At 71.3% G+C, this 12555-nt stretch carries 9 protein-coding genes; 6 read left to right on the top strand and 3 right to left on the bottom strand.

The features are described from left to right. Nucleotides 1-263: 263 nt before the first annotated feature. Nucleotides 264-827, top strand: coding sequence for a hypothetical protein (locus ACH4LD_RS25765; protein WP_398056814.1), 564 nt, complete (start codon nucleotides 264-266; stop codon nucleotides 825-827). A gap of 1134 nt (nucleotides 828-1961) precedes the next feature. On the opposite strand, the gene ACH4LD_RS25760 is transcribed toward ACH4LD_RS25765, so the two are convergent. Then, nucleotides 1962-3215: an IS701 family transposase gene (locus ACH4LD_RS25760; protein WP_398056815.1), complete on the bottom strand. Its 1254-nt coding sequence runs from the start codon at nucleotides 3213-3215 to the stop codon at nucleotides 1962-1964. Nucleotides 3216-3398: 183 nt separating this feature from the next. Next, a complete protein-coding gene (locus ACH4LD_RS25755; protein WP_398056816.1) occupies nucleotides 3399-4316 on the bottom strand; it encodes an alpha/beta hydrolase in 918 nt (305 codons plus the stop codon). 209 nt (nucleotides 4317-4525) lie between these two features. On the opposite strand from ACH4LD_RS25755, the gene ACH4LD_RS25750 reads away from it, so the two are divergent. The 5 genes from ACH4LD_RS25750 (at nucleotide 4526) to ACH4LD_RS25730 (ending at nucleotide 10220) form a co-directional block, all read left to right on the top strand. Continuing rightward, on the top strand, nucleotides 4526-4837 hold the full coding sequence (locus ACH4LD_RS25750; protein ID WP_398056869.1) for an alpha-amylase: 312 nt from the start codon (nucleotides 4526-4528) through the stop codon (nucleotides 4835-4837). A gap of 220 nt (nucleotides 4838-5057) precedes the next feature. Then, on the top strand, nucleotides 5058-5213 hold the full coding sequence (locus ACH4LD_RS25745; protein ID WP_165951792.1) for a hypothetical protein: 156 nt from the start codon (nucleotides 5058-5060) through the stop codon (nucleotides 5211-5213). Between the two features lie 89 nt (nucleotides 5214-5302). Continuing rightward, nucleotides 5303-7753 (top strand): DUF6624 domain-containing protein, encoded by a 2451-nt coding sequence (locus ACH4LD_RS25740; protein ID WP_398056817.1) that lies wholly within the window; start codon nucleotides 5303-5305, stop codon nucleotides 7751-7753. Then, a complete protein-coding gene (locus ACH4LD_RS25735; RefSeq protein ID WP_398056818.1) occupies nucleotides 7750-8934 on the top strand; it encodes a hypothetical protein in 1185 nt (394 codons plus the stop codon). The genes ACH4LD_RS25740 and ACH4LD_RS25735 overlap by 4 nt, the downstream gene beginning before the upstream one ends. Continuing rightward, nucleotides 8931-10220 carry a JmjC domain-containing protein gene (locus tag ACH4LD_RS25730; RefSeq protein ID WP_398056819.1) on the top strand — a complete coding sequence of 430 codons (1290 nt, stop codon included), beginning with the start codon at nucleotides 8931-8933 and terminating at the stop codon, nucleotides 10218-10220. Before ACH4LD_RS25735 ends, ACH4LD_RS25730 begins: the two co-directional genes overlap by 4 nt. Before the next feature lie 571 nt (nucleotides 10221-10791). Here the strand turns inward: ACH4LD_RS25730 and ACH4LD_RS25725 are convergent. Next, entirely contained in the window at nucleotides 10792-12555 is a 1764-nt protein-coding gene (locus ACH4LD_RS25725) for a thiamine pyrophosphate-dependent enzyme (RefSeq protein ID WP_398056820.1), read from the bottom strand.

Genomic DNA, 12555 nt, shown 5'->3' with positions numbered 1-12555 from the left:
GACCACGACCCATACGGTGCCTGACCCCCGAGCAGTTGCCCCGACCGGCGGCCGACCCGGATTCGAACCAGTTCTCCGCCGAGCGCACAGGCAACCGACTGATTAAAGTGGGTCAAGGGGGCGTCGCACCTGAAAACAGGTCAGCGCGGCTGGCGACAGGTCGGAAGACCGACCGGTCGTGCCTCGCAACGGTGATACACCGCCGTTCAACAGTTGAAGTCACCATCAGCACAAACTCCGATACTCGAGAAGGAGGCGGAGTCATGGTGAGCAGTATCAAGCTCCGCAGCGCCTCGACCGTCGCAACGGCTCTGCTGGCTGCGGGAACCATCATTGCCCCGACCGCGGCCGAGGCAGCACCCGCGCCCTCCTCCGGCCCTGCGGCCCTCACGCCCGGAAGTCCCGCCGTCTTGCCGACGCAGGTCCACATGGGCAAGAACGTGACCTTCGGCGGCGGGGTCCCGGTGGGCGGCTGGTACTCGCTGAGCGTCTACCCCAGCGGGTCCTACAGCTACTCCGGCCACATGCACGATTCCGGCGCGCCCAGCTACAACTTCGCGGGTGTGTGCGTCGTGCGCTTCTCCGACAGCACGGCCTTCGTGTTCCAGACGTCAGGCCGGATGCATGGGACTTTCGAGTCGGGATCCCGTGACTACAACTGGAGCAGAAGCGCCTCAAGGGCGTCCATCCGTGACGCCTGGCGGGCCTCAGGTGGCGGCTGGAACGCGCGCTGCACCAACAGGGTGAATGCAGACATCGGCGCTCTGGTCGACTCGACGATCCAGGCGGTCGGATACGCCGCGAAGGTCATCGCGATCGTGGCCTGAACCGACGAACGGGTCACACCAGTCTCACCGGTCAACTCCCGGGGCCGGCCCAGCCAACCGTCGTTCGTCAGACCACCTGCAGGGAGCGTGATCCTCTACAACTGGGCCGAGATGAAGACCTTCGGCCAATTCCGGAAGCCTGGAAGCATTCCTGCAGGCGAATTCCCGCGCCTGCATCACATGCCGTGAACGAGCCGGCAAGCGATGCTCGACGTGACGCACCGACCGTCCTGGTCGACGCCCCGGGCACCCGATCGTAGCCGCCATCGAGCCACGGCAGTTGCCGACCGGTTGGCGGGAGTCCGACCACCTGGGACCGCAAGTGGCCCGGGCAGTCGCCTGCGACAGCCGCCCGGACGCGCCATACACACAACACCTAGACCTGCACTGCCACCGTGTCGGTCTCTCTACCGTCTCGGCGTCCGCGGTGTCGCTCGAAGCAGCCGCGGTGTCCTGGCCAGAGCGCGAGGTGTACATCACCACCTTCTGCCACAACGTGCCGATGCCGCTCGGTTCTTTACCGCGCACGGACGCGGGACGTCACCGGGCACAGCCTGCGGCAAGCGCGGGCTCTGCTGGTCGGGTGGTGACCGTGCCCGCCACGGACGTCGTACGCCTGCCGCCGGCCGCCTGGACGCCCCAGCTTTCCTGACGGACGGCTGGGGCGTTTCCCGTCTTCCAGTCACTGGGCAGGAGGGCCGCGTCGTTCAGGGAAGCGATCGTGGGTTGCTGCCGCGGCATAGGCCGCGTCCGGCCCGGTTTCTGGGGGGCGCGGTCGTCGCGAACTGGTCGCATTGCCGGCTGGGCCAGGGCTGGAGGCTTTGCAGACTCCAAACCCCGGCTCGGCTGTCTGGTGTCGATAGCCTGGGCGGACGTGCATGCACCGGACTGAGATCACTGAAATAGTTGAAACCTCATCCCCCGGGTCGGAGCAAGTGCCCACAGTTTGTCGACTAGTGACGGCCTCTCGGCTTGGAAGCCACGCGCTGTCCGGAAGCGGGCGGCTCCTGTTTACGTCGCACCTCCTCTTCTGGAAGCTTCACTTCTTGAACAGCGAGAGTGCCTATCGGCGTGTAAGTCTCCACACGTACACGCCAGGGTGAGGAGCTAATACTCCAGCCGTAGATGTGATCTTCATGGTTGAAGGGCGGCTTGGCGGCGGTAGTGGCTGCGTTGGGCGCGGGCTTGGTGGCGTCGACGCCAGGTGGACCAGCGCAGTCGGTGGGCGAGGTCGCGGGTGGGCGGTGCGATCAGGGCGGTGAACAGGCGCTGGATCTCATTGCAGGTAAGCGGGATCAGCCCGTTCGGACTGCTTCCGTCGTCGGCCAGGGCCTGGTCGCGGCGTTCGAGGGCGGCAGTGACGGCGAGGAAGGCGTGGGCGAGCAGGGCCAGGGTGACCCAGCGGTGCCAGGAGTCCCAACGGCGGACCTGGTGCTCATCCAGTCCGGTCAGGGTCTTCGAGCTCTGGAATGTCTCCTCCACCGTCCAGCGGCTTCCTGCGACCTTGACCAGGGTGGACAGCGGTACCCGGCGGGGCGAGAAGCAGCGGTAGAAGGCCAGTGCGCCGGTGCGGCGGTTGCGGCGGATCATCAGCCAGTGGTGTCCGGGGCCGGCGGGCAGGTCGAGCAGGGCCCAGTCATACCAGCGGTGTCCCTTGGCGCCAGCTCCCGCGGAGATCCTCTGCCAGGCCCGTTTCGGTATCCGGGTGGCCAGGGCGTCGGCCCGGAAGCGGCCGGGGCCGATGGTGAGGTGATGGTCGCTGGCGACCGCGAGCACGTAGCCCAGCCGCCGCTCTTCAAGGGCGGCGCGCAGGTGCGGGTTGTCGCCGTAGACCTCGTCGCCGGCCGCCCATGCGGCCCGGACACCGGCGTCCAGTGCGCGTTCGATCATGTGCGCGGCGAGCTGCGGCTTGGTGGCGAAGCCGATGTCCTGGGGCACGCTGGCCCGGTGGCACCGCCGCGGGTCGGAGGTCCAGGACTTCGGCAGGTACAGCGCGCGGTCGATTCCTGCATGGCCGTGCCGGGAGGCGTAGGTGAGGTAGACGGCAACCTGAGCGTTCTCGATCCGCCCGGCGGTACCGGTGTACTGGCGTTGCACACCGACAGTGCGGGTGCCCTTCTTCAGGTCGCCGGTCTCGTCCACCACCAGTACCGCCTGGTCGTCGGCCAGGTGCTCCAGCACAAACGCCCGCAGGTCGTCCCGCACGAGGTCGGCGTCCCATTTCGCCCGGGCGAGCAGGTGCTGCAGCCCATCCGGGCTGGTGCCTCCGGTGTGCTCGGCAATCGTCCAGCAGTTCTTGCGCGGCAGATCGGCAAGCAGCCCGAGCACCAGCTGCCGTGCCCGCAGCCGGGGTTCAATCCGACCGAAACGGCCCGCGATCCGGCCCATCAAGCCCTCGAACACCGCCTGCCAACGGGCAGGAACTACGCTGTGGCCCGCGGCCACCAATTCATCTTCAGTCCACACACCTGACGATGATCAACGGTGGCCGCAGCCATCTCCCCACCAGGCCCGCCAGCAAGATCACACCTCCGGTTGGTGTCGGGATCCTTCGAGGGGCGAGGTCAGTTCCTACGATTGCGTAATCCGGTCGCGCAGCCAGGAGTCGACGCCGCTCAGTGCCGTCCTGGCCATTGCCGTGGGGTGGCTCGTGAAGCCGTGGGGTGAGTCGGGGTAGACACGGAGCTCGACGTCATTGCCGGCCGCTGACAGCCGACCTGCCAGCGTCAGGTTGTCTTCCAACAACACGTCTGCGCTGCCCACGATCAGCAGCGTTGGGGGAAGCCCGCCAAGGACGCCGTAGACGGGAGAGATGTCGGGAACAGTGCGGTCTTCCACATGGCCGGCGTACGCCTGGATGAAGTACTCGTCCGCGATGCGGCGACCGGCCGGGGTTCGTGCGCTCAAGTCGTAGGTCCCGAATTGGAGTGCAGCGCCGGTGAATTGGCCGACGGCACCTCTGTCTCTCAGCCGGAGCAAGGTCGCCAGGGCGAGTGTGGCTCCCGCGGAGCTCCCGCCGATCGCAAGTCGGGACGTTCCGAAGCGGGCATCGGCTTCTTTAACGAGCCAGAGCGCCGCCGCTTCACAGTCGTCGGGTGCCGCTGGCCAGGGGTGCTCAGGGGCCAGCCGGTAGTCGACGCTGACAACGGCGAGGTGCAGGGCGTCTGCGAGCTCGCGGTTGCGTTTGTCTCCTCGCGCTGCGGAGTCCATGTAGAAGCCGCCGCCGTGTATGTCCAGGTAGACGCCCCGCGGCGGACCGTCGACAGGCGTGAAGATCCTGACAGGCACGCGAGCTCCCGCGGCTTCGATCGTCTCTTCGATGGCAGGCGGATCGGCGACACGAGGGGCGGACCTCTTCGCTCGCGCCTCCTTGAGCTCCTCCAGTGTGCCGGGGCCACGGCCAGCCGCCCTCGACTTATAGAAGTCACGAGCTTCATCGACCTGCTCCGCAGGCACGTCAGCGAACAGTGCGTCAAGCGCGAATCGCACGCGCCCTCCTCGTCACTCGGGTCTCAACGCCACGCTATCGCTGGCCTGTGGCGCCGGGTCCGCCGCATGCCTGGAAACAGCGCACGCCCACCTACACGTCTTCGTTGACGGTCCTGACGCGGTGGCCGTGTCGCGTCCACGCACTCCCGAGGAGTCAGCCCGGGTCACGACCCGATCTTCGGCTGTAGTACTAAGTGGTGCATTTCCGGATGGAGAGGTTTACAGCGTCCGCGGCAGGTTTCACCGGGTTGGCTTTGTCTCTCGGCTTGGTCGCACCCGTTTTTGCGCAGGGCGACGCGCCTGGGTCCGTTGCTCCGGCTTGCGTGGCGATTTACGAGAGCTGGCGCTACACCACTGCCGCCAACAACTGCGCCGACGCTGTCAGTGTCTCGGTGACTTACCAGGACGGGGCAACCGGTCCCTGCGTCGCCCTGCCCCCAGGCGCTGTCACCACGGTCGGAGAGGGCTACCTCGGCCAGCACGGTCATCCCGACCTCCTGGCAACGTGCCAGTCGTACTGAGGTCTGACCAACCGGCCGCGACGCTCACCTGAGAACCCCCAACGAAATGTTCTCCGAGGACTTGAGAGCCAACTCAGGTCACTCCCCACTCGTCGGTCACAGCCCGTAATTGGCCAGAAGTCGTCTGTTCCAGCCCTGTTTCGGTCGTCCTCCGCTGCCTAAGCTCGGCCGAGTTGTCGCGGCATCACCGAGTGTCTCTTGTCGACCCAGGAGGACCACCGTGAACCAGCTGACCACCCATGAGGGCCAGTCCCGCACCGAAGCCCGTCCCTCCGCCGAGGAAGAGCTCGACCTCGTCATCGGCGAGCTGGAGCAGGAGATCCCCGCCCGCACCGGAGCCGCGGCCGGCACCTGTATCCGCGTCTACTGCTTCTGACACCAGCCGCGGTCGACGACAGGCCGCGGCACGGTACACGCGGTGCCGTTCCGCCGCAGGCGGGACGGCACCGCGCCGGGAAGGACGCCATGACCCAGGTGCTGTGGCAGGCGGAAGCGGTCGCGCCGACCGCGCGGGGAAGCGTTTACGCGCTCGGCCCCGCCGCGCGCAGGGTGATCGACGCCGTACGGGCGGGCGCCACCGGCCCCTTGTTCCCTCCGGTGCTGCGCCTCGACGAGGACGGCCTCCTCGCCCATGACCGCTACCTGGCCGGTGAGGCAGATGCCGCGCTGCTGACGGCTGCGCTCACCGATCCCCGCTTCGCCCCGCTCGACACGCTGCTGGACGCCCTCGATGCCTGGTGCGGCCGCACCGCCGCCCAGCACACCGCCCTTCTCGCGGCCGGAGTGCTCGACGTCACCGACGGCGCGCTGTTCGGTCCGCTGGTGTGTGAGGCGTTCACCGCGTGCGCAGCCGGCGTCGCCTACGACGCCGAAGAGGAGTGCGCCCGCTGGACGGGCTTCCTGGACCGCTTCCTGCAACGTCTCGCCCGCGACACCGGCACTCCCTGGTTCGACCAGCTCGACCTGCGGCTGCCGGTGACCGGCATCGAGGCCCAGGGCGCGGAGACCCACAACGGCCGCCGCCGAGTGCTGCGGGTGCGCCTGGGCGGCGGCAGCATCGCCTACAAGCCGCGCCCGGCCGGCGGCGAAGTCCTCTTCCTGCCCCCGGACGACTCCGTGTTCGCCCTGCTCAACGCGTTGCCGAGCGCGTCCGGTCCGGTACGTCTTCCCGTGCTGCGCTGCACGCCCGGCTCCGGCCCCGACGGACGGGAGTACTCCTGGCAGGAGTGGCTCGGACCACCAACGCAGTGGGGCGTGATCCGTTCGGGGGACGGCCGGCGGCTGCACGGCACTCGCCTCGGCCGGCGCCAGGCGGAACGCTACTGGCACCGGGCGGGCTCGCTCGCCGCCGCGGCGTTCCGTTTCGGCATCGCCGACCTCGGCGAGGGCAACCTCCTGGTCGGTACCCGGCTCCAGGACCGGGAACCCCTGCCGTACCCCGTGGACCTGGAGATCTTCCTGACACCGCTGCGGCGGCTTCACGACACCGGGCTCATAGCCGACGAAGCCGCCGGAGACCATCACCATCCGGGCTTCGAGGACCGGCCCCGCTGGTGCACGGTCGACGGACCCGTCGCCCACTTCACCGAGACCGCCGACGGTGGACCACGACTCGTACGGCGGAACCGGCCCTGCACCCGGGGCGGCACCCGCACGGTCGTCGCCGACACCCACGGGCGCGCCGGAATGGGGCCCTACCTGCCGTCCTTCCTGCGCGGCATGTTCGACGCGTGGACGCTGATGTCCCGCCATCACGACCGCATCCGCGCCCACCTCCAGCGGGTCGCACCGGACACGTACGTCCGCGTGCTGCTCAAGCCGACGGCGGCGTACACCGAGACCTTGGCCGACCGCCTCACCGGCGCCGGGACCCGAGCCGAGACGCCGTCCCCGGCCCGGCCCGGCGGCACCCCCGCAACCGTGCCCCAGGAGGTCGCCGGTGCCACGGCCGAAGCCGTCCACGGAGCCCTCGCCGAGACCGTCTTCGGCCCGGCCGAGACGGCCCAGCTCGACGTCGGCGACGTCCCCTACTTCTTCCGCCGCGCGCACGGCGGCCCACTGCTGCGCACGGCAGACCCGGCCCACTGCCCCGGCCCCGCCGCCCACCTCACCGTCCCCGCGGATCCCGACCCCGCCTGGCCGCCGTCCGCCGCCGTGCTCGATGAGCGCGGCCGGGACCTGGCCGGCCTGGGCGTGGCACTGCGCGACGCGGTCGAGTACGCCTGCGCCAGCGCGGGACCAGGCAAGGTCGAGGGTGATGGCGTCCGGGTGCGCGTCACCGACCGGCACACCGGCGAGGCCGAGTTCACCTGGGCCGAAGCGGGACGGCGGATCACGTACAGCTGGGACCGGGAGACGGTCCGCATCCGCGTGGAGCCGTTCACCCGTCCCGAGCCGGTGCCGGATGTGCGGCGGCGGCTGCTGCGCATGGACCGGGTCGACGCGGTCCTGCGCGCCCGCTGGGTGGCCTCCGGCTTCACCGACGAGGCGACGGAGAAGCGGCTGGTCGCCTTGACCACGGCGGGCATGGGATGGCTGGCCGACGTCGTGGCCCGGTACGGCTGGCCCGGTCACGCCCTCGTCGGGCCGGCCGCCGCGGCCGCCGCGTGCAGACTCGTCCAGCACGCCGAGGGCCCGATCGCCTTCCAGCAGGAGTGCCTCCGGCTCATCCAGCGGGCGGCCCGGGACGGTGACCTGCCGAGGCGTCAGGTGGCCTACGTCACCGACGCGCTGCGGGTCGGCCAGGGCCGCCCGCAGGTGTACGGGACCAAGTTCCGCATGTGCAAGGGAGAGTTGGAGCCGTGTCCCATCGAACAGCCCGACCGGGTCGACGAACTGCGACGCGACCTGGGGATGGAACCGCTCGCACGCTACGCAGGCCGCCTGCGCAGCCGCTACCGCACCCGGACCCGGTGACCGCCGCCTGGGACGACCTGGCCGCCCGCCACCGGGGGCGCGAGCCCGCCGTCGCCCCCGCGCCCGGCGGGACGGACGCGGTCGACGCCCTGCGCGCGTACACGGTCATGGTGCGGGCGGCACGGCCCTTCCGGGCCGGCACCCGGTTCCGCGCGCTGCCCGACGTGCGGTTCCTTGTCGAGGGCGGACGGATCCGGACGCCCGGCGATCTGCTGCCCGGCCCGCGGGACGACACCGCCGAGCGGTACGCCTCGCGGCTCGACGCCCGGACGGGAGGGAAGGGCCGGCTGCTCGCCGTGGAACAGCCGCTTCTGCTCGACCACGTCCTGTGGGCTCAGGTACGCGACCTGGTCGCACCGTTGTGGGAGCGGATCGGCCATCCCGTGCTGCCGGTCGTCGCCGAACTCGCCCTAGGCGAAGGGATCACCGACAGCGACGGACTGCGGCGCGAACCCGCGCACTCCAGCCTCGTATGGGTGCTGCAGGGCAGCGTCACGGTGCTGCCGGAGCACCCCCAGGACGGTCCTGCCCTCACGGCCGGCACCGGGGAGCTGCTGCACTGGCCGGCGGGACGACCCCACGCCCTGCGCTACGGCGCGCGGACCCTCGCGCTGCGGCTGCTGGTCCCGGCCGATGCCCGACTGCTGACGGAAGCGGTCAAGGACGTCGTCGCGGGCCTGCTGCACGAACGACGCGGCCACGACCACGTCCCCTGCCTGCCGTACCCGCCCGCCGACGAGACGGGCGGTGTGCCTGAGATACCCGAACTGGCAGAGGCGGCACGGGACTTGCGGCAGGTGACCGGTGAGGAGCGGCTCGGCCGCATCCTGCGCGTCCTGTGGGCGCGCCGGGTCAGCGCAGGTGCGCTGGAACCCGCCCCGGCCCCCCGGGCGCCCGTCACCCTCGCACCGGAGGACCGGCTGCGGGCCGCGTCGCCCGTCGTGCGCATGCCGCTCGACGAGGAGCAGACGTGGATCTGGGCCGTCGACGGCCACGCCTTCTCCCTGCGGGGCACGCTCGGCGAGCGCGTCCTGCACCTGCTGCGGCAACCCGGCGCGCATACCGTCGCGCAACTGTGCGCGGAGGCCGGCCCGGGCCGCCGGGCGCAGGTCGCCGCACTGCTGAACAAACTGCACGCCCTGCGCGGCGTGGACGTGGTCGCAAGGACGGACACGGCATGAGCGAGGAACCGATCCTGGCGGTCGAGGAGGAGTTCTCCTGGAGCACCCTGATGGAGCGGTACTGGGACCGGCGCCCGGTCCTGTTCCGCTCCGTCGCTCCGGCGCCGTTCACGGCGCCGGAGGTGTTCCGTGCCGCCGTGCGCGGCTGCGCCACGGGCACAGCGGACGCACCCGTGCCGCCCAACGTGCAGTTCACGGTCGACACCGTCCAACGCGATGACGCCGAGGGGGTGTTGCCCGTCGGCGGGGACGGCGCTTTCGACGCCTACGACGCACGGCTCGCCGCCCGCCTGGACGACCGCCGGTACGCGTTGGTGGTCAACGGCTTCCACGCCTTCGACGCCGCGCTGTGGTCCCGGGAGCGCGCGTTCTTCGCCCCGCTGTGGCAGACCGCCGGCCTGCCGCTGACCGGCGCCATCACCACGTTGTTCCACGGCACCTACGAGCACAGCCCGGTCGGCGTCCACAAGGACCGCTTCGCCACCTTCCTGTTCGGCCTGCGCGGCCGCAAACGGATGCGGTTCTGGCCGCGCAGGCCGTGGGACGAACCCGTGTCGACCAAGACCGACTACGCCCGCCACATCGCGGCGTCCGTGCCTGCCGAGGTAGGCCCCGGCGAACTGCTGTACTGGCCCGCCGACTACTACCACGTCGGCGAGAGCGCCACCGCCGCCCCGGCGACCAGCGTCAACGTCGGCGTCCCCCGCGACGAGCACCACACCGGCTACGAACTCGAAGACCTGCTCGCCGACCTCGACCCGGCCCGCCTCGCCGGCCGCGGCGGCCTGGACACCCTGCTGGGCACCACGGACGCCCCCCTGACCGCGCCCGGCCCCGCGACCGGAGGCGTCCTCGCTCCCACGCTGCCCGAGGCGCTCACCACCGCCGCACGGGCCCTGTACGACTTCGCCGACCCCGTCGCGATGCGCCGCCGCGTCGCCGTGCTCTCCCTGCGCCGCTGGACCGCCGGAGGCTTCGAACCGGTTCCGCCCGCCACGGCCCCCCGCGCCCTCAGTGACGCGGACCGGCTGCGCGGCGACCCGCAGGCGCCTGTGCTGTGGGCGCCGGACCCGGACTCCGGCACCCTCTGCGCGGCGAACGGCCACGAGACCCGCACCCCGCTGGCCCCTGACGAGGTGCGCCGGCTCACCCGGGCGCCGTCCGGGCCGGACCCGGTCGCCGTGGGCGCCCTGTTGAAGGCCGTCGCCCCGGGCGCCCGGCGCGATGAGGGCCGTGCGCTGCTGGAACGCCTGGAGAGCTTCCGGGCGTTCCACCGCGCGCCATGACGCGACCGGCGGAAACCGCTACTTGCTGACGGCGGACCGCACCACGGTGTGCCGGCCTTGCTTGACCTTCGAGGAACTGGCGGGCGTCCGGCATGACCTGGGCGCGGCGACCTGGTCGACACCGAGGATGGCTCCGACCAGGCGCCAGGCGTGATGTCTGTCAAACGAGCGGCCCTGTCCCGCATCCGGTGGTGACGGAGGGTGGCGCTGTCCGAGGAGGGTGCGGCGGAGGAGGGAGCAGCCTGCTCGGCCGTGCGTCCGGCGCGCGAAGGAGCCGGTCCGGCCGGCTGGCCGCGGCCAGATCACCGCCGTCGTCGTGGATGGCCGCCTGTGGCTGTGGCACGGCCGGCCGGCCGACTGGGACGCGGCCGCCCTGGTCCGCCGGGCCGCCGCGGCGGGACCCCGGCTCGTCCGGAGTGCCGGCGTTCACCGGGTCGACCCCGACCCGGACGGCCTCCGCGCCGCCCCACGACGCTCCCCGTCCTGAACCGGGCCGCCATGACCGGACATCCGGCCCCGCCCGGGCGCCGAAGCGGCCGGGCGGGGCCGCCCCACGCACCCGCTCCACGCGTCAGGCGGTGCCGTCGTCCCCGTGGCTGCGGACGATCTCCTTGACCTTGGCCACCGCGAACCCCCAGCCCTGCTCGACGGTCGGCTTGGCCGGGACCGCGACCTCGTCCGGGTTGGTGAGCACGTCGAGCAGCACCGGCCCCGGCGTGTCGAAGGCGCGGCGCACGGCGTTCTCCAGTTCGCCCGGTTCGGTGACGCGGATGCCGGGGATGCCCATGGCCTCGGCGACGGCGGCGAAGTCCGGGTTGTCCAGCACCGTGCCGAACTCCGGCAGCCCGGCCTGCTCCTGCTCCAGTTTGACCATGCCCAGGCGGCGGTTGTCGAAGACGACGAGCTTGACGGGGAGCCGGTGCGTCTTCAGCGTCATCAGGTCGCCCAGCAGCATGCTCAGCCCCCCGTCCCCACAAAGGGCCACGACCTGCCGCTCCCGGTCCAGGCACTGGGCGCCCAGCGCCTGCGGCATCGCGTTGGCCATCGAACCGAGGTTGTAGGAGCCGATCAGCCGCCGCTCGCCGCGCATCTCGACGAACCGCGACAGCCACACCGTCGCCATGCCGGTGTCGGATGTGAAGACCGCGTCGTCCGCGGCGAGCCGGTCCACCACGGCCGCCAGCGCCTCGGGGCGGATGTCATCGGAACGGTTGTCGAACGTGGACCGCAGCCGACCGATCAGACCCTTGTCGTGCGACGGGTCGGCGAGCCGCGCCTGACCGGTGCGCCACTCCTGGAATCGCTTCCGCGCCTTCTCCAGGTGCGAGCGGTCCCGCGCGCCGTCCGTCCCGGCCGCGGGGGCGGCGAGGTGGGTGAGCAGATCGCGGACGGTCGCGCCCGTGTCGCCGACGAGGCCGACTTCGACCGGTACCCGCCGCCCGATGTGGGTCGCCTCCGTGTCCACTTGCACGACGGTCTTCCCCTCGGGATACCAGTCCCGGTAGGGGAAGTCGGTGCCCAGGAGCAGCAGAGTGTCCGCCTCTTCAAGGGCCGAGGCGGCGGCCGGGTTGCCGATCAGTCCGGTCTGGCCGACCTGGAAGGGGTTGGCGTCGCCCTCGAAGCCCTCCTTGGCCTTGAGGGTGAGGACCATCGGCGCGGCCAGCCGGTCGGCCAGGGCGAGGACGTCCTCGCGGGCGTGGCGGGCGCCCCGCCCGACGAGCAGCGTGACCCGCTCGGCGCGGTCGAGGAGCTCGGCCGCCTCGCGCACGGCGGACTCCTCCGGCCGGGTCACCGGCGGGTTCAGCGAGAAGCGGGCCGGGCGGTCCGTGCTCAGCTCGCGTTCGCCGAGGTCGCCCGGCACCGTCAGGACGGCCACGCCCTTGCGGCCGAACGCGTTGCGCACGGCCAGCTCCAGCAGCTGCGGCAGCTGGTCGGGCGAGGTGACGGTCGCGCGGAAAACGGCCACGTCGCTGAAGAGGGCGTCGTTGTCGACCTCCTGGAAGTAGTCGCTGCCCAGTTCCCCGAGCGGCACCTGACCGGCGATGGCCAGCACCGGCGCGTGGCTCTTGGCCGCGTCGTACAGCCCGTTGAGCAGGTGCACGGAGCCCGGTCCGACCGTGCCCATGCACACGCCCAGGGTGCCGCTGAGCTGCGCCTGGGCGCTCGCGGCGAACGCCGCCGCCTCCTCGTGCCGGCATCCCACCCACTCCACGCCGTCCGTGGTGCGCAAGGCGTCCGTCAAGGGGTTCAGGGCGTCCCCGACGACGCCGAACACCTGGCGCACGCCGAGTTCGCTCAGGGCGTCCACGATGACACGGGCGACAGTACGGGCCAC

This window comes from Streptomyces sp. NPDC017676 (genome assembly GCF_044329325.1).
GTDB lineage: Bacteria > Actinomycetota > Actinomycetes > Streptomycetales > Streptomycetaceae > Streptomyces.
Note: the sequence above shows the minus strand (reverse complement) of the source record. Positions and strands in the feature narration are given on the sequence as shown.

What these genes read in the sequence shown, in the direction of transcription:
- ACH4LD_RS25765 (WP_398056814.1), top strand. Translation starts at nt 264, where the DNA reads ATGGTGAGCAGTATCAAGCTCCGCAGCGCCTCGACCGTCGCAACGGCT.
- ACH4LD_RS25730 (WP_398056819.1), top strand. Translation starts at nt 8,931, where the DNA reads ATGAGCGAGGAACCGATCCTGGCGGTCGAGGAGGAGTTCTCCTGGAGC.
- ACH4LD_RS25740 (WP_398056817.1), top strand. Translation starts at nt 5,303, where the DNA reads ATGACCCAGGTGCTGTGGCAGGCGGAAGCGGTCGCGCCGACCGCGCGG.
- ACH4LD_RS25760 (WP_398056815.1), bottom strand. Translation starts at nt 3,215, where the DNA reads ATGGGCCGGATCGCGGGCCGTTTCGGTCGGATTGAACCCCGGCTGCGG.
- ACH4LD_RS25750 (WP_398056869.1), top strand. Translation starts at nt 4,526, where the DNA reads ATGGAGAGGTTTACAGCGTCCGCGGCAGGTTTCACCGGGTTGGCTTTG.